23 protein-coding genes and 1 tRNA gene are annotated in these 23,322 nt (G+C 60.1%); 13 read left to right on the top strand and 11 right to left on the bottom strand.

Annotated features, from left to right (window positions below; all coding sequences use genetic code 11):
- The first annotated feature begins 90 nt into the window (after positions 1-90).
- Positions 91-2,283: an MMPL family transporter gene (locus FEZ60_RS22435; RefSeq protein WP_045065178.1), complete on the top strand. Its 2,193-nt coding sequence runs from the start codon at positions 91-93 to the stop codon at positions 2,281-2,283.
- Positions 2,284-2,511: 228 nt separating this feature from the next.
- Here FEZ60_RS22435 and FEZ60_RS22430 read toward each other — a convergent pair whose 3' ends face one another.
- Complete coding sequence (locus FEZ60_RS22430) at positions 2,512-3,759, bottom strand: MFS transporter (protein ID WP_045065175.1); 1,248 nt, start codon at positions 3,757-3,759, stop codon at positions 2,512-2,514.
- A gap of 11 nt (positions 3,760-3,770) precedes the next feature.
- Positions 3,771-4,598, bottom strand: a complete 828-nt coding sequence (locus FEZ60_RS22425) for an LLM class F420-dependent oxidoreductase (protein WP_045065174.1) — start codon at positions 4,596-4,598, stop codon at positions 3,771-3,773.
- Positions 4,599-4,716: 118 nt separating this feature from the next.
- On the opposite strand from FEZ60_RS22425, the gene FEZ60_RS22420 reads away from it, so the two are divergent.
- Both FEZ60_RS22420 and FEZ60_RS22415 read left to right on the top strand, forming a co-directional pair.
- Positions 4,717-5,340 carry a TetR family transcriptional regulator gene (locus tag FEZ60_RS22420; protein WP_045066730.1) on the top strand — a complete coding sequence of 208 codons (624 nt, stop codon included), beginning with the start codon at positions 4,717-4,719 and terminating at the stop codon, positions 5,338-5,340.
- Between the two features lie 894 nt (positions 5,341-6,234).
- Positions 6,235-7,725 (top strand): MFS transporter, encoded by a 1,491-nt coding sequence (locus FEZ60_RS22415; protein ID WP_045065172.1) that lies wholly within the window; start codon positions 6,235-6,237, stop codon positions 7,723-7,725.
- A 301-nt stretch (positions 7,726-8,026) separates the two neighbouring features.
- Here FEZ60_RS22415 and FEZ60_RS22410 read toward each other — a convergent pair whose 3' ends face one another.
- The 4 genes from FEZ60_RS22410 to FEZ60_RS22395 all read right to left on the bottom strand — a co-directional run bounded on the left by FEZ60_RS22410 (position 8,027) and on the right by FEZ60_RS22395 (position 11,021).
- Positions 8,027-8,593, bottom strand: a complete 567-nt coding sequence (locus FEZ60_RS22410) for a nucleotidyltransferase family protein (RefSeq protein WP_045065169.1) — start codon at positions 8,591-8,593, stop codon at positions 8,027-8,029.
- Positions 8,594-8,598: 5 nt separating this feature from the next.
- Positions 8,599-9,441 carry an alpha/beta hydrolase gene (locus FEZ60_RS22405; protein WP_045065167.1) on the bottom strand — a complete coding sequence of 281 codons (843 nt, stop codon included), beginning with the start codon at positions 9,439-9,441 and terminating at the stop codon, positions 8,599-8,601.
- A 49-nt stretch (positions 9,442-9,490) separates the two neighbouring features.
- A complete protein-coding gene (locus FEZ60_RS22400; RefSeq protein WP_202026448.1) occupies positions 9,491-10,102 on the bottom strand; it encodes an SUMF1/EgtB/PvdO family nonheme iron enzyme in 612 nt (203 codons plus the stop codon).
- Positions 10,103-10,184: 82 nt separating this feature from the next.
- Positions 10,185-11,021 carry a mechanosensitive ion channel family protein gene (locus FEZ60_RS22395; RefSeq protein ID WP_033233458.1) on the bottom strand — a complete coding sequence of 279 codons (837 nt, stop codon included), beginning with the start codon at positions 11,019-11,021 and terminating at the stop codon, positions 10,185-10,187.
- Between the two features lie 103 nt (positions 11,022-11,124).
- Here FEZ60_RS22395 and FEZ60_RS22390 point away from each other — a divergent pair, with 103 nt between their 5' ends.
- The 4 genes from FEZ60_RS22390 (at position 11,125) to FEZ60_RS22375 (ending at position 14,531) form a co-directional block, all read left to right on the top strand.
- Positions 11,125-11,763, top strand: a complete 639-nt coding sequence (locus FEZ60_RS22390) for a DUF2461 domain-containing protein (RefSeq protein ID WP_045065163.1) — start codon at positions 11,125-11,127, stop codon at positions 11,761-11,763.
- Between the two features lie 124 nt (positions 11,764-11,887).
- Positions 11,888-12,880 (top strand): ABC transporter substrate-binding protein, encoded by a 993-nt coding sequence (locus FEZ60_RS22385; RefSeq protein WP_045065162.1) that lies wholly within the window; start codon positions 11,888-11,890, stop codon positions 12,878-12,880.
- A 75-nt stretch (positions 12,881-12,955) separates the two neighbouring features.
- Positions 12,956-13,720: an alpha/beta hydrolase gene (locus tag FEZ60_RS22380; RefSeq protein WP_239654636.1), complete on the top strand. Its 765-nt coding sequence runs from the start codon at positions 12,956-12,958 to the stop codon at positions 13,718-13,720.
- A gap of 58 nt (positions 13,721-13,778) precedes the next feature.
- Positions 13,779-14,531 carry a Clp protease N-terminal domain-containing protein gene (locus tag FEZ60_RS22375; RefSeq protein WP_045065158.1) on the top strand — a complete coding sequence of 251 codons (753 nt, stop codon included), beginning with the start codon at positions 13,779-13,781 and terminating at the stop codon, positions 14,529-14,531.
- Positions 14,532-14,587: 56 nt separating this feature from the next.
- Here the strand turns inward: FEZ60_RS22375 and FEZ60_RS22370 are convergent, their stop codons facing one another.
- Positions 14,588-14,791: a cold-shock protein gene (locus tag FEZ60_RS22370; RefSeq protein ID WP_003939930.1), complete on the bottom strand. Its 204-nt coding sequence runs from the start codon at positions 14,789-14,791 to the stop codon at positions 14,588-14,590.
- A 163-nt stretch (positions 14,792-14,954) separates the two neighbouring features.
- On the opposite strand from FEZ60_RS22370, the gene FEZ60_RS22365 reads away from it, so the two are divergent.
- Complete coding sequence (locus tag FEZ60_RS22365; protein WP_045065153.1) at positions 14,955-15,674, top strand: dienelactone hydrolase family protein; 720 nt, start codon at positions 14,955-14,957, stop codon at positions 15,672-15,674.
- Between the two features lie 16 nt (positions 15,675-15,690).
- Here the strand turns inward: FEZ60_RS22365 and FEZ60_RS22360 are convergent, their stop codons facing one another.
- Positions 15,691-16,416, bottom strand: a complete 726-nt coding sequence (locus tag FEZ60_RS22360; protein ID WP_045065152.1) for an SDR family oxidoreductase — start codon at positions 16,414-16,416, stop codon at positions 15,691-15,693.
- A gap of 69 nt (positions 16,417-16,485) precedes the next feature.
- Here FEZ60_RS22360 and FEZ60_RS22355 point away from each other — a divergent pair, with 69 nt between their 5' ends.
- Complete coding sequence (locus FEZ60_RS22355) at positions 16,486-17,040, top strand: MarR family transcriptional regulator (RefSeq protein WP_239654635.1); 555 nt, start codon at positions 16,486-16,488, stop codon at positions 17,038-17,040.
- 47 nt (positions 17,041-17,087) lie between these two features.
- Positions 17,088-17,660 (top strand): peroxidase-related enzyme, encoded by a 573-nt coding sequence (locus FEZ60_RS22350; protein ID WP_033233446.1) that lies wholly within the window; start codon positions 17,088-17,090, stop codon positions 17,658-17,660.
- 60 nt (positions 17,661-17,720) lie between these two features.
- Here FEZ60_RS22350 and FEZ60_RS22345 read toward each other — a convergent pair.
- From FEZ60_RS22345 to FEZ60_RS22335, 3 genes are all read right to left on the bottom strand, one after another.
- Positions 17,721-17,794, bottom strand: a tRNA-Met gene (locus tag FEZ60_RS22345).
- A gap of 54 nt (positions 17,795-17,848) precedes the next feature.
- Positions 17,849-18,559, bottom strand: coding sequence for an FCD domain-containing protein (locus FEZ60_RS22340; protein ID WP_045065150.1), 711 nt, complete (start codon positions 18,557-18,559; stop codon positions 17,849-17,851).
- A gap of 22 nt (positions 18,560-18,581) precedes the next feature.
- Positions 18,582-20,249, bottom strand: coding sequence for an L-lactate permease (locus FEZ60_RS22335; protein ID WP_045065149.1), 1,668 nt, complete (start codon positions 20,247-20,249; stop codon positions 18,582-18,584).
- Between the two features lie 183 nt (positions 20,250-20,432).
- Between FEZ60_RS22335 and FEZ60_RS22330 the strand changes: the two genes are divergently transcribed.
- The 3 genes from FEZ60_RS22330 to FEZ60_RS22320 are packed head-to-tail and all read left to right on the top strand — an operon-like array spanning position 20,433 to position 23,319.
- A complete protein-coding gene (locus tag FEZ60_RS22330) occupies positions 20,433-21,182 on the top strand; it encodes a (Fe-S)-binding protein (protein ID WP_172937026.1) in 750 nt (249 codons plus the stop codon).
- On the top strand, positions 21,179-22,699 hold the full coding sequence (locus tag FEZ60_RS22325; RefSeq protein ID WP_172937025.1) for a LutB/LldF family L-lactate oxidation iron-sulfur protein: 1,521 nt from the start codon (positions 21,179-21,181) through the stop codon (positions 22,697-22,699). Before FEZ60_RS22330 ends, FEZ60_RS22325 begins: the two co-directional genes overlap by 4 nt.
- On the top strand, positions 22,696-23,319 hold the full coding sequence (locus FEZ60_RS22320; protein ID WP_172937024.1) for an LUD domain-containing protein: 624 nt from the start codon (positions 22,696-22,698) through the stop codon (positions 23,317-23,319). Before FEZ60_RS22325 ends, FEZ60_RS22320 begins: the two co-directional genes overlap by 4 nt.
- Positions 23,320-23,322: the final 3 nt, after the last annotated feature.

Genomic DNA, 23,322 nt, shown 5'->3' with positions numbered 1-23,322 from the left:
TAGATGGATACTGCGCAGGGACGACGCCGCAATATTCGTCCTCGACGATCCTTGAAGACAGTTCTGTTGCTGTCGTAGAGAAGGATTGAAATGGGTCGATTGCTGTACAGATTGGGTGCTTTCAGTGCTACTCACCGCAAAACTGTCCTGGCTGCATGGGTGGCAATCATGGCTGCGGTGCTCGTCGGGTTGATGTCAGGTCCACAAACCAACGCGGATAGCTTCGAAATCCCTGGCACCGAATCGAGTGACGCTCTCAATACACTCACGGAGAAGTTCCCAACGTCGAGCGAGGGCGATGTCACCAGTCTCGAGGTTGTCTTCCGTGCGAATGGCCCGTTGAGTGACCCCGCACTTTCGGCAGCCGTCACAGATACCGTAGCTGCGTTAGGGCAAGTTCAAGACGTAGTTATGGCGACGAATCCGCTTAGCGACAAAACATTTCGTGTATCCCCCGACGGGGAGACAGCAGTGTCCACCGTTACCTACACTCTCGCCGATGACGCTGACAAAGGGGAATTGCAGGACCGTCTCGAGCAGGTAGCTGCTCGAGGTTCAGTGCAAGGTATTGGCGTCATCGTGGGAGGAGACCTAGGAGTCGAAGGACCCCATCTGTTCGGTCCGAGTGAGATCATCGGTGTTGCGATTGCCTTCCTCGTCCTGATGATCACGTACGGCTCGCTTGTTGCAGCCGGAGTGAACATGCTCACTGCGCTCATCGGTGTTGCTGTCGGAATCTGTGGTGTGTTGGCCTATTCCGCGATGACGCCGATTCAGCCGACAACTCCGATCTTGGCGGTAATGCTCGGGCTTGCAGTCGGAATCGACTACACACTATTCGTGCTTGCCCGCTTCCGCTCTGAACTGCGCGAAGGAAAATCGGTATTCGAGTCGGTCTCACGTGCAGTCGGCACTGCTGGTTCGGCGGTGGTCTTCGCCGGTGCAACAGTCGTGATCGCGCTGGCAGGGTTGAGCGTCGTAGGGATCCCGTTCCTTACCGAAATGGGATTGGCTGCTGCTTTCGGGGTAATTGTGGCTGTCGCTGTGTCTTTGACGCTTTTGCCAGTCATTCTGGTGACCGTCGGGCGCCGAGTGCTTCCCCGTAAGCACCGCGACACAGACAGTAGGTCGGTCTCGGTCAAGGACTCCACGACTCCGACATTCTACGAACGCTGGGGCGCTCTCGTTGCCCACAAACCGAAGCGACTCCTGATTCCGGCCGTCGTGGCTCTCGTAGCATTGTCGGTTCCGGTGTTTTCGCTCAATACCTCGCTGAACACACCCGGAGGGGCGGACCCCAATTCGTCTCAGCGACAAGCCTATGACTTGATCTCCGAGGGATTCGGTGCAGGTTCGCAGAGTCCGATGGTGGTGCTGGTGGAGAGCGACGATGCCGGCACGGCCGGCTCTCGGGCTATCGATGCGATCTCGGGGGTGCCGTACTTGGCGTCACTGTCTCCGGTGATCATCAATGGAGACAACACCGCAGCGATGATCAACGTCATATCCGAAGGCGGGCCGAACGATCAACGCACAGCCGATTTGGTCAAGGAAATCCGCGCGGCAGTATCAGGTATACCTGATGCCTCGGTGGCTGTGACCGGAGAGACTGCTGTCTCAATTGACGTCGACGCCAAATTGCACACGGCGTTGATCATGTATATCGCCCTGATCGTGGGCCTTGCGTTCGTTCTCCTCACGGTGCTGTTCCGGTCATTCTTTGTGCCGTTGGTAGCAACCGTCGGATTCCTCTTGTCACTGGGTGCAGGAATGGGGGCGTCTGTTGCGGTCTTCCAATGGGGTTGGCTCGGAGGTCTATTCGGAGTATCGGAGGGTGCACCGATTCTCAGCTTCTTGCCGGTCATCGTTGTGGGTATTCTCTTCGGTCTCGCTATGGACTATCAAGTGTTTTTGGTGTCGCGGATCCATGAGGCACATGTGCGCGGCCTCAGTACGAAGGAAGCCGTCATTGATGGTTTCGCGCGCTCAGGGCCTGTGGTGGTAGCAGCAGCAACCATCATGGCCGCGGTTTTCGGTGGATTCATGTTGAGCGGTGACAGTCTCGTCGGTTCGATCGCTCTCGCGCTGACGGTTGGTGTCATCACGGATGCCTTCGTTGTTCGAATGATCATCGTGCCGGCAGCGATGTCGCTGATCGGGAGCAATTCGTGGTGGTTGCCGGCCAAGTTGGATCGTATCTTGCCCGAGATCGATGCTGAAGGACATGATCTCGAAGTAGAACCAAAGAATGAGCGCGCGCCGAGGCGCGCGATGCAAACGTAGATGCGGCTTGACGTTTGAATTTACCTCAGGCGCACTGACAGCATCGACAGGCAGGATCGGCGCCCTATGGGCAATGTCGATCCTGCTTCGGCGTTCCACCGAGCATTCGCACGAGCTGATCCGTACTGACCGTGATCCGTGAGGTTGATTGCACGGGTAACGGATCTGCAGATGTTCTCACGGATGCCGTTCTTACACAGACCAACTCGATCTTCCTCGGTGGCATCGTCAACGCGCTCGGGTCGTTTGCACCAGAATGGCAGTCAACACAGCGCCGATCAACAGAAATGCGCCCACATAGATCACCAGGCCGTTCCAGCCGGCATACGCGAAAGCGATTCCTCCCAGAGCGCCAACTACGGAGCTGCCGAGGTAGTAGCTGAGCAGGTAGAGGGAAGAGGCGCCGGCTCGATTGCGCGACGCTCTGGCGCTTACCCAGCTGCTGGAGATCGAGTGAGCACCGAAGAAGCCGATCGTAAGCAGCAGGACGCCGATCAGAACGGCGGACAAGTTGTCAGCCAGGCTGATGGCGAGTCCTGCGCCCATTAGCGCTAATAGACTGATCAACACAGATCCGCGGCCCCAGGAATCCGATATTCTGCCGGCGATTGCTGATGACGCGGCGCCGGCGAGGTACATCAGGAACACCAGTGCCACCACTGTCGGCGGGAGATTGAACGGGGCATCGAGCAACCTGTAACCGAGGTAGTTGTAGACCGTGATAAAGCCGCCCATCAACACGAATCCGAGACCGAACAGACAAAGGAGTGGACCGTCTTGCAGATGGGCTTTGAGCTGACGAGCCGTCATCGCAAGCTTGATAGGTTGTTGCGCAAAGTTTTTGGACGGCGGAATCAACCTCGTAAATGTCACCGCGAACGTGAGAGCGACAATTGTTGTCAGCTCCATGGCCCATCTCCACGTTGTGAGATCAACTGCGATGGTTGGGATCAGTCGCCCGGTGAGCCCGCCGATGGATGTGCCGGCGACGTACGTGCCCATAGCAGCGCCGAGCGATCCAGCGTCGATCTCCTCGGCCAGATATGCCATGGCTACCGCAGGCACACCTGCACACAGCATTCCCTGCAGCGCACGACCTGCCAGAAAAAACTCGAATGATGGGCTCCATGGCAGCACCAGTCCTAAGAAGGCTGCTGACAATGCGGAGATCGACATCACTCGGACACGGCCGAATCGTTCGGACAGCATGCCGGCGGGAACGATGGAGAAGGCCAGCAATGCTGTTGTCGCCGAGACGGCCAGGGCGGAGGCAGCAGGAGAAACCCCGTAGTGCTCGGTAAACACCGGGAGCAAACCTTGGACGTAATACAGCGTCATGAATGTCGCCATTCCGGCGGCAAAAAGTGCTACCGCGGCGCGACGGTAAGCGGCGCTCCCAGGCGAATGACCAGCGCGCTCAACTAATCCGGCGGCCGGAATACGGGTTGGCTCTGAGGGGCATTTCTCCTGAGTCATAGTGAGTACGGTTACTGAGCGGTGGTGGAGATCGCCCCGGCGAACTCGTCAAGTACTCGGAGCGTGGCATCCTGGGGAAGGGTGGGCAGCGTGAACAGTACCCGCTCGACGCCGAGCGCCGCGTATATGTCCAGCGATTCACGGTCGTGAGATGCACCGAAAACTGTTACCGGCGTGTCTGTTCCAGTAACTTGGCGCATACGATCCATCTGTATGCCGAGTTCGTGGGGTGGAATGCCGATGGGCATCCATGCCTGCCCGTACTCGGCGAGTCGCGCAAATGCTCTCTCACTGACCCCACCGACGTAGATCGGAGGGTGCGGTAGTTGGACCGGCTTGGGCCAGGAGTAGATCGGGTCGAAGCTGACGAGTTCACCGTGAAAGCCCGCTTCTTCCTCTGTCCACAATTTGATGATTGCTCGTATGCGCTCATCCATCAAGCGTCCGCGACTACGTGGATTCGTACCGTGGTTACGCATCTCGTCTTCGAGCCACCCTGCCCCTACTCCGAAGACCGCCCGACCGCCGGAGATCAAGTCCAGAGTGGCAACTTCCTTCGCTGTGATGATCGGGTCGCGTTGCGCTACCAACGCGATCCCGGTGCCGAGCAGCAAGGTCTTGGTGACTGCCGCAACGGCGCCCAGGGCAACAAAGGGGTCAACTGTTCGGTAGTACTCGCGAGCGAGTGTGAAGTCTGGGCTCGGTGACTGCCAACTCGTGGGGATATGAGTGTGCTCGGCCAGGAACAGTGCGTCGATGCCACGTTCTTCGAGGCCAGTGCCCAATGCAGTGGGACTGATGCTCTCGTCGGTCAGGAATGTAGAAACGCCGTATTTCATTCTTGGGCCTTCCGTGATGGTGTCGGTAACCGTAGACGTTACGACACTTCATTCCAATTTGGAACTGCATAATATTTTGGTACTCAGTTTCAAGAAGATACCGCTGTATAGTTGCGCCATGGCGAGTGTCGTAGGTGCATCGGAGGGATCCCCGGAGGTTCCGGGTTTGCGAGACCGGATGCGTCAAGCGATGCGAGTCGAGGTGGGCGAGGTTGCATGCCGGCTTTTCGCTGAGCGTGGATTCGACAAAACCACGGTCGATCAGATTGCTGCTGAGGCAGGTTTGTCGAGAACCAGTGTTTTCCGGTACTTCGGTACAAAGGAAGATATCGCGCTGGGGTCCATGGACACGTGGGGTGACCAGATTGCTCTCAGGTTGGCAGGCCGGCCCGAGCGCGAATCGTCGTGGCTCGCGCTGAGGCGTTGTTTCGATGTGATGGTGGAGGCTCGCGACCAGTCCCCGGAATCGGAACTGCCATATTGGCGAATGCTGTGCGAAACTCCTGAACTCAAATCCCGCCATTGGGAACGGCAACTGGGTTGGCAGGAAGCATTGATACCCGAGGTCGTGCGACGGCACTCCGCAGGACCGACCGGTGTGGCGAATCTCGAGGCACGGGTGCTGGTCAGTTCTGCACTCGTATGCTTGGGTATCGCGACTGATGCATGGCTGGCCGACAATGGTGATACCCGAATGTCGGATCTGTTGGACAGTGCTATGAGTACGCTAGTCCCGCTATGAGACTCGACTGATTGCAGCTGCTGGACAGTGGCCGTCGTCGAAGGCACTCTGGTGATGAGGCACGCACGAATGGATTCGGTTCGGCCACGAGGCTTGCTTCACAGGCCGTCGCCGACTGTGGGTGCCTCGAGGAAATGCTCTGCGCACATGGTCGCCAATGGTCGAGAACGTCGATCCGCGCGGACGGTGTTCGTTCGACTTAACCGAAACTGCTACGGGTGCAGGCTGATCGACACTGTTCACGACACACTCCTCACGAACATTCGAGAACTGAGATGGTCTTCGGACAATCACGTAGGCCGATCAGCGATACAAGTCCGATTTGGCTCAACTTGTCGAGGCGGGCGAACTCAACCCCTAGTAGTAGGTAAGAGGACTGCATACTCATATCAAAGCCCTTGAATGAACGGTCATTCGAGGAGCTCTCTCGGTGAATGGAAACCTTCCGTAATAAGCCGTCTCACGCGGAAGTCAGTAGCACGAAATTGAATCGGAGCGAGTTTCCGTGGGACGTGGTGTCCGAGTTTCCGGAGTTGGTTTGCCGCTCTGGCGCTCTCTCGGTGACTCGTGCTTGTGTGTCCGCCTCACGAGCGTGTTTGGGTGTGAGCGCCAGCGTTCGTCGCCTGGCTGTGGCACAGGTTCGGGTCTGTCGGATTCCCGTTTATCGGGAAGATGAGTTCGGCGCCGTAACCCCGTCATATAGCGTTTTTCGGCGTGGCTGCGAATCGTCAAGGGCTGCAAGCGACCGTGTAGTTCCGCCCGCCCGCCAGACTGGTACGGATGGTCAGACGGGCGAAATTCTGCTGGGCAGCCAATGTGCTTTACATAGTTCGATTGACGTCGGGGTCGTGCCTGACATAGCGACGACCCTCGTGCGGTCGTGAAGGAGCGCCGATGCACCGAGCAGTTGAAACGACGGACTCCGTACCCGAAATAGTCGTTGAGGGGGAGGGCAGTTCGGCCGACAGTCCACCGGTGGACCGGAAGGCGCGCATCGGGGTGATGATGCTGTGCGCCGCGGGTATAGCGATGTCCCTGACACAAACGTTAATAATGCCGCTTATCCCGATGTTGCCGATGATGCTTGATACTTCTGCTGGGAATGCGTCATGGGCTGTGACCGTGACGATGGCCGTTGGAGCGGTAGCGACACCAATAGCCGGTCGTTTGGGCGACATGTACGGCAAGCGACGGCTACTGCTGCTATGTATTGCGTCGGTCGCTGCAGGGTCAATGGTTTGTGCGGTTTCGTCATCGCTTCCGCTTTTCCTCGTAGGTCGGGCATTGCAGGGTCTCGGTGTTGCTTTCGTTTCGGTCGGGATCAGCGTGATGCGTGAGTTCCTGTCTGCGAAACGTTTGGGTGTTGCGGTTGGAATGATGAGCTCGTCGATGGCTGTGGGTGGCGCTCTGGGGCTTCCATTCGCTGCCTTCGTTGCAGAGGCATTCGGTTGGCGGGTGTTGTTCTGGGTCGGAGCGGCAGGGTCGGTGGTTTGCTTCGGGGGTATCTATGCCCTGGTTTCCCCCAGCCGAATCCGCATGGGGGGTCGCTTCGATCTGATCGGTGCGCTTGGCCTCGCACTGGTTCTGCTCACCTTGCTGCTGCCAGTGAGCAAGGGCTTGGATTGGGGTTGGACGAGTCCGGTCACTTTGTCGTTGTGTGGGTTGTCTGCGCTGGCTTTCGCTGGCTGGTTGGCGTACGAACGTCGACGGGTCAATCCACTTTTGGATCTGGGTATCGCATCCCGGCGCACAGTTGTGTTGGCAAATATTGTCGGTCTCACCGCGGCCTTCGCGTTTTACGGGATGGAGCTAGCTCCGATCCAAATGTTGATGGCCCCGACCTCAACTCCGCATGGATTGGGAGTCTCGATGCTCACTGCTGGTTTGCTCATGGCTCCCGCCGGGCTCGTGGCATTCGTATCGTCGAATATCGGCGCTCGAATGGGAGCGTCTTTGGGGACACGGCGCACTCTCGTGATTGCGGGTTGCTTGCTTTGTGTCGCTTTGCTCGCCATGTTGATTGCACTTGCTGTCAAGTGGGAATTCCCGGCGGTTTATCTCGTCGCTGTAACGTGTTTCGTCGGTGCATCTGTCGGAATTTCCTACGCAATTTTGCCCACTCTCATCATGGAAGCTACGCCGGTCGAGCAGACGGGAGAAGCCAACGGCCTCAATGCACTGATGCGCATCATCGGCTTGGCGCTGTCTTCCGCTGTCGTAGGCATGATTTTGGCAAACAACCTCACCCCGGTTCCAGAGTCGGCGCTAAGCGTGCCATCGCCGTCCGGATACATGTGGTCCACGGCGATTGCACTAGCTGCAAGTGTGGTGACTGTAATTGCCGCCCTACTCCTACCCCGAAGCGGGTACACACAGACAAAGTAAGGATCTCACCCGTTCTATCTAGGTGTGAATTGCTTTGAGGGCGTTCGAAGTAGCCGATCCACTCGACCTGAGGGTGTGGAGCGACGACTGACTCATCGAGTCAGTTCGGATCGAACATGGGATGTGGCCCATTCAATTAACGACGGACGGGATGTCCAGCGTGATCTTCGCTTCACTGGTCAGGGCTGCAGACTGGGAGTCGTTCCGTAAGTGCTGTTCTCGATCACACCCTCTGTGGTCACGTTGAGAGTGCCTGCGTACCCAGCCATGTAGAACTCCGGCGGGACACGGACCCGGGCGATCAGGCTTGTGGGTAGTCCACGTCCCGGCCGGTGCTCAGGTCTGAGCATTCCACGTGATCGGCGTGGTGCGCGCGCAGATACGCGTTGGCGCCGCTGTCGCCCGCCAGGGAAGCGATCAGGGCCGGCCAGTGATCGCGGCCGATGACAACGGGATGTCCTGGGGTGCCGTGAAATACAGCGCGTCGGAGGTCATCTGACTGAACCGTCGGGCCGGTCACTCGGGTGATGGTCGTGGTGTCGAGGTCCGGTAGGTCGACGAGGGTGATGACGGCGGCAACAGCATCCAGGTTCTGTGCCGCCTCCAGGCCCGAGCGTAGTGATTCGCTCATGCCTTTCTGCCAGTCTGATTCCACCACAAGGGTATCGGTGAACTCAGGTGGAAGGAGTGCTGCGGCGTCGGTTGCTCGAGCTCCGAGCACCACGATGACCGGCGAGCAGCCCGCGTCGCGGAGAGTCGATACACCGCGGCGTAGCCATGATCGGCCGTCGGCGTCGAACTTCAAGGCCTTGGGTGTACCCATGCGGGATCCTCCGCCTGCGGCCAAGAGGATCCCGCACGGTGTCATCGAACCTAAGCTCCGGTAACGCGAGGGCGCAGCCACTCGACAAGATCGTCCAGAACTTCTTCCTGCTCAGGCTCGTTGAAGATTTCGTGGTACAGGCCGTCGTAGACCTTCAGGGTCACGTCAGGGGAGCCTGCGAGGTCAGCGACCAGCTTGCTTCCGGCCGGGTCGGTGAGTCTGTCGGCTGAACCATGCTGCAGTAGAACGGGAATGGTGAGTGAAGGCAGGCGAGCTGGGAATCCCTCTGCCGCCGTGATCATTCCACGCGCAATGCCGGCCGGGACCTTGCCGTGATGGACCAGCGGATCTGCGTTGTACTTGTCGACAACCTTCTGATCGCGAGACACCGCCGCAGCTTCCAGGCTCTCGACCGGAACGTCCGGGAGGTACTTGCCGAGGAACTTGCCCACCTGCATGACGATTTTGGGAGTACCGGTGGCGATGATCACGGCAGGTCCTGAGAGAGCCAATGCCTTGAGATCCGATTGATGATCCAGGGCGTACGAGAGTGCAATCGCGCCGCCCATGCTGTGGCCGAGAAGGAACTTGTCCTTGCCAGGATAGGCGGCGGTGGCGATACCGAAGAGGGTGTTGACGTCGTCGGTGAAGTCGGAGAACTCCTTGAGGTGGACGCGTTTGCCGCCGGAACGTCCGTGCCCACGATGATCAGGTGCGTACACGACCAGACCGAGTTCACCCAGTCTCGCGGCCACGTGGTCGTAGCGCCGAGCGTGCTCCCCGAGTCCGTGGCACAGGACAAGGATGCCGGTGGGCTCACGGTCCGGCGTCCACACGTCGTAAACGATCTTGGTGCCGGACACTCCGGTGAACGACGACTCTTCACGCTGCATTGTTGTGCCCTCTCTCCCCACCGGTTCCGGTGCGCGGATTCTTCACATGTTATGCGCCGGGACCGGCAGATTGGGCGATACGGAACCCTAAGTCGTCGATTGCGAAGCTCGGGTGGCTACGACGCCGAACGCTGGCGCCACAACCCCGCGCCATCTCCGCCCAACTGCCACCGCGGAAGATGCGGTAAGTGCCGTATACCTCCGGGTCGTAGAGATCCCAGCACCATTCCCAGACGTTGCCGATCATGTCGTGAAGTCCCCACGCGTTCGCGGACTTCGATCCGACAGGATGGCAAGTGTCACCGGAGTTTGCTTCGTACCAGGCGATTTCATCGATCGGGCCGTAGCGATACCCGGGAGTCCCGGCTTTGCAGGCGTACTGCCATTCCGCTTCGGTGGGGAGCCGGTAGCCATTCGATGTGCGATCCCATGTCGGAGATTCACTGTCGATGTCGTGATAGGCAGGGGTTAATCCGTCCTGCGCTGACAGGCTGTTGCACGCTGCGATCGCGTCGATCCAGGACACGTTGACCTTGGGATTCGCTGAATCGCGCATGGTCGTGACGTATCGAGCCATCCGGAAGGGAGCGATGTCGACGCTCCAATGGGTGGCCTTGCGGTCGTCACGCAGATCGACCACGCCGCCGGGTATGTCGATCATCAACTCCGACGCTGTACTCACGTAACTCCCTCTGTGCTCGAGTAATTGCATCTGTCGAAGGCACCGGCGTCAATAGTTTTGCTCAGCGGAGGATGGGTAGGTATGGCGCCTCGATCCCGTGTTGCTCGAACGCAGTCAGGGCAGAGCGGGCAAATGCACGCTGGACTGCCCATTGCCGGCCTGGTTTGACCTGCGCGGTAACCCGGATGGTAATCGATTCTGCAGTAACGGAATTGACTCCCAGCATCTCCGGTTTTTCGATCATGTCCGATCGGATGGAGTCGGATTCAGCGGCCTCGAGAACGGCCCGCGTTGCGACTTCGCATGCCCGGTGCACGTTGGCGTTGTGGGCGATGGGGAGATCGAGTACAGCGGTCGCATAGCCCTGACTCATGTTTCCGACTCGGAGAATCTCACCGTTACGGCAGTACCACAAGGTTCCGTTTGCATCTCGGACCGTGGTGACCCGCAGACCGACGGTTTCGACAGTGCCCACCGCATCGCCGAGATCTACGACGTCACCGACGCCGTACTGGTCTTCGAGCAGCATGAAGATTCCGGAGAGGAAGTCACGCACCAGATTCTGTGCGCCGAAACCGATGGCCAGGCCGATGACGCCGGCAGAGGCGATGAACGGTGCAACGTTGACACCCAGGATCCCGAGAATCTGCAGCACACACCAGACCAGGATGACAATGGAGACGGTCGATTTGAGGACGGAACCAATGGTGCGGGCACGCTGTGTCCTGCGTGCGTTCACCGAAGGCTTGCGCCCGTTCGACATTCGATCGATCACACGGTGCAGAGCGAATCGCAGAATTACCGCCAGCACCACATAGATCGCGATTTCGATGGGTCGGTGGATGAGCCAGTCTCGATTGGTATCGGTCAGTTGCCAGGCCTGCATTTCGGAAATCATCCCCACGCAGTCTACGGATTCTGCCCGATCGGGGCATCACTGCAGCGCATGGCTCACATCGGGAGGTGATGGCCTCTCTAACCGGTACGACTACGCTTTACGCATGGCTGCGTTCACTGGAATACCTGTTGCTGCACTCGACTTCTACGAGGATCTCGAAGCGGACAACAGCAAGGTGTGGTGGGCGGCCAACAAGGAGACGTACGACGAGATCGTTCGTCGACCGATGGCGGCGTTGGTCACGGAATTGGAAGACGAGTTCGGCACAGCCAAACTGTTTCGGCCGTACCGCGATGTGCGTTTCTCGAAGGACAAGATTCCGTACAAGACGCACCAAGGTGCTTTTGTGGGCCTTGCGCAGAGTTGTGGCTACTACGTTCAGATCGATGCGGCGGGCCTGATGGTTGCCGGGGGCTTCTACGCCAGCACGTCCGAAACGATTGCGCGGTACCGAGCGGCGGTCGACGACGCCGTCCGAGGTGCGGAACTCGAGAAGATTCTCGCAGGTGTGCGCAAGGCCGGATTCACGGTGGGTGGTGACACGCTCAAGACGGCGCCGCGCGGGTACACCGTTGATCATCCGCGCATCGAACTGTTGCGGCACAAGTCGTTGACGGCCGGCCGCAGCTATCCCAGTCCGTCGTGGTTGGACAGTCCTCGGACGCTGAAGGAAGTCCGCAAGGCGTGGCGCGCATTGACGCCGTTGGTCGAGTGGTCCGGGCAGGTGCTGGGGGCAAACTGAGAACAGTGGCCGGAACCGAACACTTCTGGGCCGGTCGCGACGATGCGCGGTACGTACTCTATTAGGGCATCCTTATTCGCCTGCGAAGGGCGGATGATCACGTTCTTCTGGAAGGTCCGCGCACATGCCCGCTTCATCTACCCTGCTGCTCCCGCGGGGGTACACCGATAATCGCATCGTCTCGAATCTGACTCGACGCCAATTCGGAATCGGTGCAGGCATCGCCGGATTGGGTGCTTTTCTCGCGGCGTGCGGCGAGAGCGGAAGTAGTGCCGCCGCAAACGAAATGCGCTCGGTGACCACCCCGCTCGGAACGTACGACATTCCCGTCGAGCCCAAGCGTGTGGTCGCGATCGACTCTCGGCTCGATCTCGAACCTGCTGTGGCGCTGGAGCTTCCGCTGGTCGGATACACCTATGCAAAGGCCACGCCCTGGGTGCCCGTCGACGCATCGGTGCCTTTCCTGTCCGAAATCCCTAATCGTGAGCAGATTCTTGCGCTCGAACCTGACTTGATCGTGTGCCTGAACTATGAAAGTGAGTGGTGGCCCGTTGGTGAAATGCAGACCATCGCACCGGTTCTCACCACCGAGTTCACCGACGACTGGCGAACCAACCTCACCAGGCTGTCGGGCTGGCTCGGCCGAACCGAGACGCTCGACCAGCTGATTCTCGACTACGACAACCTCATTGCGGATATTCAATCGCGTCATGCCGAGAAGATCGCGTCGAAGACGGTTGCGAGTGTGTCATTCCTGCCGGACACCAACACTCTGTACGTCACCAGTATTCGTACGTCGGAAAAGGGCGACAAGCCCAGTGACATGACGCTCGGCGATATCGGCGGAAAGACCGTCACTGCGGAAGGTCTGGATCCGGAAGGCGGCGTCAGCCTCGAGGGTTTGGACGTACTGGCCGGCGTCGACGGTTTCATGATCACCGAGGACGAGGACAGTGCGGCGTATCAGGCGTTGGTGGCCAGCAAGCTGTGGCAGCGGCTCCCAGCGGTGCAGGCGGGCAACGTCACTAACCTCGGCGGATCGACTTTCTACGGTTCGATCTACACCATTTCGTACGTCGCCCAGGGGTGGGATGCTCTGTACGCCAAAATCAGCTGATGCCGAATCGGTGACTTCTGGAGTCTGCGGCGGTCTAATCAGGGAGGAGATGTCCTCCAACCCTAGGAGATGGTCATGGACACAGTGCGCTCCGCGGACGGAACAATGATCGCGTACGAACGCTCCGGCACAGGACCAGCAGTGGTTCTTGTCGCCGGAGCGTTCTGCGATCGGCAGTGGTTCGACTCCCTGGCCGCAGAGCTGGCAGCAGATTTCACCGTGTACTCCTACGACAGGCGTGGTCGCGGAGACAGCGGCGACGGCAGTGCATATTCCATCGGGGCCGAGGTGGAGGACTTGCGCGCCGTTATCGCCGCTACCGGGGAGGTGCCGCTGGTCTACGGGCTTTCGTCGGGCGCCGCACTGGCGTTGGAAGCTGCGGCGCAGGGCGTTCCGATGAGGAAGCTTGCCGTCTACGAGGCGCCGTACATGGACGAAGGTCAGTCGGATGCGGCCGCGCTAGGTGACCTCTGGCGATTGGTTGCCGCCGGGGACAAGGAGGGGGCGGTGGTCCGGTTCCTCTCACTGACCGGTGCGTCGTCGCACATGGTCGAGGAGATGAAGCAGAGTTCGGACTGGCCAGGCATGTGCGCCATTGCTCACACCCTGCCGTACGACGTCGCCATCTGTAACCACGGCAGTCAGTCGCTCGATTGGCTGACCTCGGCCGCTGTCCCCGCCTTGGTCATGCACGGCGGTGACAGTGGGCAGTGGGGCCGCTCCTCGGCGGCGCGAATCAGCGAAAGGATCGGGGGAGCAAAGGCGCTGGAGATTCCAGGGCAGGCACACGGTGTGTCCGACGATGCAATGGTGCCGGTGTTGCGCGAGTTCTTTTCCTGAAGCCGCCGATCGTCAACCCGGGGTTGACGATTCCCATGCGTCAACTTATGGTTGACGCATGGGTGATCCAGTAAAGATGACAAACCAAGTCCGACTCGACGACCTCATCGCCGCCATCAAGAAAGTTCACACCGACGCGTTAGATCAATTGTCCGACGCAATGGTTGCCGCTGATCATCTCGGTGAAGTAGCTGATCACCTGATCGGTCACTTCGTAGACCAGGCGCGGCGCTCAGGCGCGTCGTGGACCGACATCGGTCGGAGCATGGGCGTCTCCAAACAAGCCGCGCAGAAGCGTTTTGTGCCGAAAGCGGCTGGTGAGGGCAAGCTGATGGTTCCCGAAGACGGTTTCAGTCGGTTCACGGTTCGTGCCAAGAATGTGGTGATGGCTGCGCAGAACGAAGCCCGAGCGGCCGGTAATGCGGAGATTCGACCCGAACATCTTGTTCTCGGGCTCCTGGCCGAACCGGAAGCGTTAGGACCGCAGGCAATTGCAGCGCAGGGGATCGAACTTGCCGCAGTGCGCACGGCCATCGTAGAGGCTTTGCCTGCGGCCGAATCAGAGGAGTTGCCGCAACTCATCCCGTACGACGCTCAATCCCGGAAGGTTCTCGAACTGACCTTCCGTGCAGCTCTTCGCTTGGGGCACAACTACATCGGAACCGAACACATCTTGCTAGCACTGCTGGAACTCGAGGACGGTTCCGGTGTTCTGAGCGACCTCGGCGTCGACAAAGCTGTCGCGGAATCGAATATCGAGGCCGCGGTGGCTGCTGTGATCAAAGCCCGTGCGGACGATCAAGAGCAGTAGGAGAAACAGAAGAGGGCCGTACCCTTGCGGGTACGACCCTCTTCTTGTGTCACTGACTAGACAGCGCGCACATTGGTGGCCTGGGGGCCCTTCTGGCCCTGGCCAACCTCGAACTCCACACGCTGGTTCTCGTCGAGCGACTTGTAGCCGTTGCCTGAGATCTCAGAGTAGTGAACGAACACGTCCGGTGTTCCGTCGTCGGGAGCAATGAAACCAAAGCCCTTTTCGCCGTTGAACCACTTCACGATGCCCTGTGCCATACAAATACTCCCTACAAAATCGATCCGGGTTTCACATCGAAGTCCCGATCTCGATTCCCCCATCCTCCCATGCCGCGCAACAGGGCGCACGCCCGCGTGCGAAAACGCACTTCAGATGGGGTGAATCGGGCACATTTACCAGGCAAATGCTTACGATCGGGTAATGGTGGACATCGATCTGACGGCCCGCGCCGCAGTTGTCGGCGGATCCCAACCGCTCCGTGGCATCCTCGAAACTCCCGACACCCCTGGCCCGTGGCCGGGTGTGGTGATGATTCACGAGGCCTTCGGGCTCGACGACGTGATGAGGCGGCAGGCGCAACGCCTCGCCGCCGCCGGCTTTCTAACGTTGGCCGTGGATCTGTACAGCGCGGGTGGGGCGAGGCGCTGCCTCGTACCGACGATGACGTCGATGCTCCGCGGGCAGGGGCGGGCGTTTACCGACATCGAGGTCGCGCGCAACTGGCTGGTCGAATCCGCGGACTGCACCGGGAAGATCGGTGTCATCGGATTTTGTATGGGCGGCGGATTCGCGCTGATCAGCGCCGAAGATTTTGACGTCGCTTCGGTCAACTACGGACAGCTCCCGCGAAAACTTGATGCGGCAGTGGCAGATTCATGCCCGCTGGTTGGTAGCTTCGGCGGCAAGGACGTCACCTTGCGGGGTGCGGCGCTGAAACTGGGAACCGCCCTGAACAGGGCCGGCGTCGAACACGACATCAAGGAATATCCGACGGCCGGACACGCGTTCCTCAACGATGCCGAAGCCGGCCCCAAGGTGCTGCGTCCGCTGGAGCGAATCCTCGGGATGGGCCCTGATCCGGTTGCGGCAGAAGATGCTTGGAGGAGAATCGACTCGTTCTTCGGCCGTCATCTGCGCTAGATCAACGGCGGCTAGATCAACGACTTGTTCGTTCTCCGCCGTTGACCGCGATTACCTGACCGGTGATCTGTCCGGCGCCCGCCGAGGCCAGGAAGAGGACTGCGGCAGCGACGTCTTCCGGAGTCCCGGCGCGCTTGGTGCTCGTGGCTTCGATCAGTGCCTCCCGTCGAGCGTCGGTGAGAACGTCACGGAAGAATTCGGTGTCGGCGATGTAGCCGGGAGAAACTATGTTCGCGGTGATTCCCAGTGGACCCAATTCGGCGGCAAGGTCGATATTCCAGGTTGCGACAGCAGCTTTGGCTGCACCGTAGGCGCCCGCACCTTTGTCTGCGGCGATGGATCCGATAGTGATGACGCGGCCGCCGGGGGTGAGGCGATCGCGGACGGCAGCAGTGGTCAGAACCGCCGACAATAGATTGGAATCGAGATTGGCTCGCCATCCGGCGGCCAAGGTATCGAGATCCGACGGCGCCTCTCGATCGAAGTCCGTGTTACCGCCCGCGCAATGCACTACGACGGCGAGGTTCGCCGGGAGCGTGTCTTGTAGCCGCTTCAGATACTTCGGGTCAGAGTTGTCGCAGGTTACGGCGTGAACGTTCGAGCCCAGTTCGCTTGCTGTCTGCTCGAGCGGTCCGGTGCGTCGTCCGGTGATGAACACTGTGTCGCCACTCTGGGCGAATGCGGCTGCTACGGCGCGGCCGATGCCTGTTCCGCCGCCGGTGACCAGAACTGTGCGTGTCATGTCTTCCTCCAGTGAGCTACGTTTAGGTCTATACGAGAACGTATCATTTAGATCTAAATGAGGTGCAATGTGACTGGTGGCTTGGACCCTGACGACGACGTCGACGCGATTGCCTTGGCCTGGTTGCGTGAGCGTCCGGGAACTCCGGTCGAGGGGATCGGCATCGTGACCAGGCTGTGGGCGTGCGCAAAACTCCTCGGTGAGGACCGACGGCGAATCCTTGCCGCCGCGGGCGCAGATACGGCAACGCTTGATCTGCTGAGCGTCTTGCGGAGAGCTGGGGAGCCGTACCGATTGACGACCCGTCAGATCACCGAACGGACCGGAGTGACGGCAGGCGCAATTTCGCAAAGGCTGGCTCGGGCTGAAGCTGCCGGTTTGGTGGAGCGGTCGGCGACGTCGGGATCGAGGGTTGTCGACGTGTCGCTGACGGCCGCGGGGCATGAGGTGGTGGAGCAATTGGTCGACCGTGTGCTCGGCCGCGAGGCCGACTTGGTTTCGGTACTGTCTGCTCCCCAGCAGGCGCAACTTACGGAGTTGTTGCAGATCTTCTTGAGCGGACTGCATGGCGAACTAGGGGATCCGGGTGCGATGCACGTCGGAGCCCCTGGACAACTCAGTTAATGGTGATTATCTTAATTTGATCATTGGCTGACAGCCCAGGAGGCACTGTGACCGACCGTTTTCCGCAAGTAGAGCTGGCCGACGTGCCCGAGGATATCGCTGCCAAAATCCTTGCTGTTCAGGAAAAATCAGGGTTCGTGCCCAACGTGTTCCTGATGTTCGCGCGTCGTCCGGCAGAGTTTCGGGCCTTCTTCGACTACCACGACGCGATCATGCTCAAGGAAGACTCGGCGCTCACCAAGGGCGATCGTGAAATGATCGTTACCGCCATCTCAGCGGCGAACAAATGCACGTACTGTGTGGTCGCGCACGGTGCGATCCTGCGCATCTACGAAAAGAAGCCGCTGGTTGCCGATCAGGTGGCAGTGAACTATCGGACAGCGGACATCTCCGACCGTCAGCGGGCGATGCTCGACTTCGCAACCAAGGTCAACTCCGCGTCGCACGAGATCTGCGATGCGGATTTCGAGGCGTTGAACAAGCACGGCTTCGGTGACGAGGACGCCTGGGACATCGCTGCTGTTACCGCGTTCTTCGGCCTGAGCAACAGAATGGCCAGTTTCTCGGGGATGATGCCGAATCCGGAGTTCTATCTGATGGGCCGGGTGGCTCGTTCCTGAATTGGCGCGCACAGCAAAAGGCCCGTAGGTTGCTTGCGCAACCTACGGGCCTTCACTTTGTAGCGGGGACAGGATTTGAACCTGCGACCTCTGGGTTATGAGCCCAGCGAGCTACCGAGCTGCTCCACCCCGCGTCGGTGTGAAACCAACCTTACACTACAAAAACGGGTGCAATTACCAACCCACGTTCAGGCCCCGGTGTGGGTGCTCTCCGCGTAGTACCCACGGATGTGACCGGTGATGCGTTCGCGCGCCAACTCAGGATCTCCGGCCTGCACGGCGTCGACTATTCCGCGGTGTTCGTGGCGGAGCCGGCAGCACGTGGTTGGCCAGGACTCCAGGTTCACTCCGGAGAGGACGTACGCCTCGATGGATTCGCGCAGCCCCGTCATCATGGCCGCGACAACCTGGTTGCCGGCAGCATCGGCCAGCGCAACGTGGAATTGTGCGTCGAGGATCAGGAACTCGTGTGCGCTGAGATCAAGGTTGTCCATGGAGTCGAGTAATTCGACAGCTGCTCCCAGGTCCGGTGTGGGTTGCGTCCGCGCAAGTTCCTGCATGACCTCGGCTTCGAGAACCAGGCGCGTCTTCACTACATCTGTCACCGGAAACCCTTGTGCGGCAACTTGCATCCGCATCAGCATGGTCATGCCGCCGGTAGGGCGGGCCACGATCATCGCGCCGGAGGTCGGGCCGGATCCCGTCTGGGCTTTGAGTAGTCCGAGTGCTTCCATGACGCGTAGAGCCTCGCGTACCGATGATCGGCCGACGCCGAGTTCGGCCGCCAGAATGCGCTCACCCGGAAGCCGCTGACCCGGGACGACTTCTCCCGAGGTCAGCCGCTTCTCCAGGTGCGTCAGTACTTGTTCCCACGCGCGTGGACTCGAATCGGAGGGCATGAGCCAAGAGCCTAGGTGGCGCTTACGGGAGCATCCACGACAGGACCGGTGTGGACTGCAGATACACGAGCGTGCAGAGGATAAGCAGCATGCTGAGGCTGTATCCGATGACTTTGCGCAGCAGGATGGGCTCGCTGCCCACCTGGCCGACTGCGGTCGCGGCGATCGTCAGGTTTTGCGGGCTGACCAGCTTTCCTACGACACCACCCGATGTATTGGCCGCGACCAACAATGTCGGGTCGATGCCCGCGGTCTGTCCAGCAACCTGCTGCAGTTTGGCGAACAGGGCGTTTGCGGAGGTGTCTGAACCGGTCACGGCAGTACCGAGCCAGCCGAGCATGGGAGAGAAGAAGGCAAATGCAGCGCCGGTGCCGGCCAGCCAGGTGCCGATCGAGACGGTCTGTCCGGACTGGTTCATGACGTAGCTCAAGCCGAGCACAGTGGCGACCGTCGCAATGGCCAGACGCATCTTCACGACTGTCGTACCGAACGTGGTCAGCGATTGCCCGGCGGTCAACGGGAATCGTCCGCCGTGAGTCCAGAATCCGTACACGGCTGTGACGATGATGCCGCAGATCAAGAGCAGCGTGCCGGGGTTCGACAGCCAGGAGAACGTGTAGATCGCGCTCGACGAGGGAGTTCCTGTGTCGGTCAGCAGATTTCCGTACAGACCAGGCCATTCGACCTTGCGGTCAGTCTTGCTCAGCCAGGCGGGGAGGTCGAATCCGGCGGTCCAGAGTTTGGCGACGCCGAAGACCACGACTACGAGAAGGTAGGGGAAAAGTGCCAGGAAGGTTCTTGACGGACTGAGCTTTTCGGGTTCGACCTTGGAACGCTGATCGTCGGGAGTGGCGGGATGCCAGAAGCGGAGCATCGTCACAGCAGCCGCGAGGCCGGCGAGAGATGCGACGACGTCGGTCAATTCGTACGAGAAGTGGCTGGAGCACCAGAACTGTGCGAGCGCAAAAACGGCGCCGGTGACCAATGCGATGGGCCAGACCTGCTTCATTCCGCGTTTTCCGTCAACCAGGAACAGAAGCAGAAGCGGTACGAACAGTGCCAGGATCGGGGTCTGACGACCGACGACGGCTGCGATCTCGGTAGCGGGAATGCCCGTCAGGTTTCCGGCCGTCGTGATCGGAATTGCCATGGCGCCGAAGGCAACCGGTGCAGTATTGGCGACCAGGACGGTCACGGCCGCGCGGATCGGCGGCATGCCGAGTGCGATGAGCATGGCGCCGGTAATAGCGACGGGAGCTCCGAAACCTGCGAGCGCTTCGAGCATTCCGCCGAAGCAGAATGCGATGAGCATTGCCTGCACGCGCATATCGCCCCGGCCCACGGTATTGAAGACGCGTCTCAAGTCTTCGAAACGTCCACTGACGACTGTCAATTCGTAGAACCAGATGGCGGTGACCACGATCCACATGACCGGAAAGAGCCCGAAGGTGATGCCTTGGAGAGCCGAGAGTGCTGTCAGCGACGTGGGCATGTCGAAGCCGACGACAGCCACGATCGCGGCAACTGCCAGCGCGCCGAGTCCGGAGTACCAGGCTTTGAGTTTGAATCCGGTCAGAAGGACGAAGAACGTCGCCAGGGGAAGCAGCCCGACGAGCGCCGACGCGGTCAACGACCCGCCGATCGCGGTAGTGGACGGTGTGAAAGTCACCGCGAGTAGCTCGGTAGCCACTGGTATCTCCTGACAGACGGTCTGAATGACGGTTTGTGTGGTCGGACCACAGGAACGTACACCATGACCCGGCTCACAATCGAGCATTGTGTGGATTTTTTGTTTTTTCGGGTATTCGGGTTCCTTGTGGCGCTGACCGTGCTTTACTGTGGTCTGACCACACCGAAAGATTGCGGAGATCACATGCGAGTAGCGCTGTTCGCCACCTGCATCGGAGACACGATGTTTCCTGATGCGGCCAAGGCCACCGCCCTCCTGCTCACCCGTCTCGGGCATGACGTCGTGTTTCCGCCCGGACAGACCTGCTGCGGGCAGATGCACGTCAACACCGGCTATCAGCCGGGCGCGCTGCCGCTGGTCGCGAACTACGCCGATACGTTCGGTGACACGTCGATCGACGCTGTTGTCGCGCCGTCGGGTTCGTGTGTGGGCTCGATCCGTCATCAACACGAGATCGTCGCCGAGCGGTACGGCACAGCGTCACTGTGCGGGCAGGTGCAGACGGTGAAGGCAAAGACGTACGAACTCTCCGAATTCCTCGTCGACGTTCTCGATGTCACAGATGTCGGCGCGTACTTCCCGCACCGGGTCACCTATCACCCGACCTGTCACTCGCTGCGCATGCTGCGAGTAGGCGACAAGCCGCTCCAGTTGCTGCGCAACGTTCGCGACATCGATCTGGTGGAACTCCCCGAAGCCGATTCCTGCTGCGGATTCGGCGGCACGTTTGCCATCAAGAACGCCGAGACGTCGACGGCCATGTTGGCCGACAAGATTCGCCATGTGGCCGACACCGGCGCAGAGTTCTGCAGCGCCGGAGATTCGTCCTGTCTCATGCATATCGGCGGCGGAATGTCGCGACTGCAGATGGGTGCCAAGACCATTCACCTCGCTGAGATCCTGGCATCTGTGGAAAGCCGGGTGCACGCATGAGCGCCGTGACGCTGGGTCTACCCAGCTTTCCCCCGAGGTCGCCCGAAGGTGCGGGATTTCTGCGAGGAACCGAAAAGTTCCCCGTCGCAGCGCATCACGAGCTGGCCAATGCGCAACTACGACGCAATATCGGCAAGGCCACGCACACCATTCGCGCCAAGCGCCTCAATGTAACGGGTGAGCTTCCGGACTGGGAAGAGTTGCGCGACGCCGGATCTGCAATCAAAACCGACGTCATGGCGCGGTTGCCTGAACTCCTCGAACAGTTCGAAGCTGCGGTCATCGCTCGCGGCGGACACGTTCACTGGGCGGCAGATGCCAACGAGGCCAACTCTATTGTGTCCGAGCTTGTCAAAGCTACCGGCTCCGACGAGGTCATCAAGGTCAAGTCGATGGCAACGCAGGAGATCGGACTCAACGAACACCTCGAAACCCAGGGAATTTTGGCGTACGAGACCGATCTTGCGGAATTGATCGTCCAACTCGGCCACGACAAACCGTCGCACATTCTGGTTCCCGCGATCCATCGCAATCGATCCGAGATCCGGGAGATCTTCCTGCGTGAGATGCCCGATGTGGACCCCGATCTCGGGGACAATCCGGCCGACCTTGCCGGCGCTGCGCGAAAGTTCCTGCGCCACAAGTTTATGACCACCCCGGTAGCTATCTCGGGTGCAAACTTCGGGATCGCGGACACCGGCACGCTGACCGTCGTGGAGTCCGAGGGCAACGGACGCATGTGCCTGACGCTGCCGAAAACTCTGATCACCGTGATGGGCATCGAAAAGATCCTGCCGACATATCAGGATCTCGAGGTCTTCCTTCAACTGCTGCCGCGGTCCTCGACAGGGGAGCGGATGAATCCATACACCTCGATGTGGACCGGCATCACGCCCGGTGACGGCCCACAGGAGTTTCACCTTGTGCTGCTCGACAACGGCCGCACAGCCGCCTTGGCCGACAAGATCGGCCGCGAGGCGCTCAACTGCATTCGGTGCTCGGCCTGCCTCAACGTGTGCCCTGTCTACGAGCGCACGGGTGGACACGCTTACGGATCAACGTACCCGGGACCGATCGGCGCAGTGCTCACACCGCAGCTGGCCGGGATGCACGGCAAGGACGACCCCAACTCGACGCTTCCCTTTGCCTCGAGCCTGTGTGGCGCATGCTTCGACGCCTGCCCGGTCAAGATCGATATCCCTTCGCTGCTTGTCGAATTGAGACACCAGAAGGTGGAACAGGCCGGTGTGACGGCTGAATCGGTGGCGATGAAGGCAGCCTCGTTCGCGATGTCCTCGTCGACGCGCTGGACTGCCGCGCAGAAGGCAGCTGGGCTGGGCCGCATCGTAGCAGGCAAGAAGGGCAAGATCTCGACGCTTCCGCCGCCGCTGAACGGCTGGACCGCGGCCAGGGATATCCCGGCGCCGCCCAAGCAGACCTTCCGGTCCTGGTGGGACTCCGACGAAGGCCGAGCAGCGCTGGACGAGGCTCGTCGCGAAGGTAAGGCAGGCAAATGAACTCACGCGAAGTGGTGCTCGGACGTATCCGTGACGCCATCACACTGGCTCCGGCTCGCGATGCCGAAATCCCGCGCCACTACCGCACCGGCAGAACCTTGCCCGATACCGAGCGCATCGAGCTTCTTGTCGACCGTTTGGTGGACTACAAGGCGCATGTCGATCAGTGCAGCACAACAGATATCGCGGAGACGATCAACGGCATTCTCATCGCGAACGATCTGAAAACCGTGGGTATACCTGTCGGCCTTGACCGCTCCTGGGTTGCCGGCTTCAGCGGCGAACTGGTGGTCGACAGCTCCGAGGTGCCTGCGCCGGAGCTCGAGAGACTGGACGCGGTGGTTACGGGGTCCAGAGTGTCCTGCGCCGAGACCGGCACCATTTTTCTCGATGCCGGTCCGGATCAGGGGCGTCGCGCATTGACTCTGGTGCCTGATACCCACATTTGCGTCGTTCATCGCGCAAGCGTGGAAGTTGGTGTGCCCGAGGCGATGGCAAAGCTGACCCCCGAACGGCCCACCACCATGATCAGTGGGCCGTCGGCAACTTCCGATATCGAACTCGAGCGCGTCGAAGGTGTTCACGGCCCACGAAATCTGCATGTCGTGATCGTCGACTGAGGG

Source organism: Rhodococcus sp. MS16 (assembly GCF_013277795.1).
Taxonomy (GTDB): Bacteria; Actinomycetota; Actinomycetes; order Mycobacteriales; family Mycobacteriaceae; genus Rhodococcus_F; species Rhodococcus_F globerula.
Note: the sequence above shows the minus strand (reverse complement) of the source record. Positions and strands in the feature narration are given on the sequence as shown.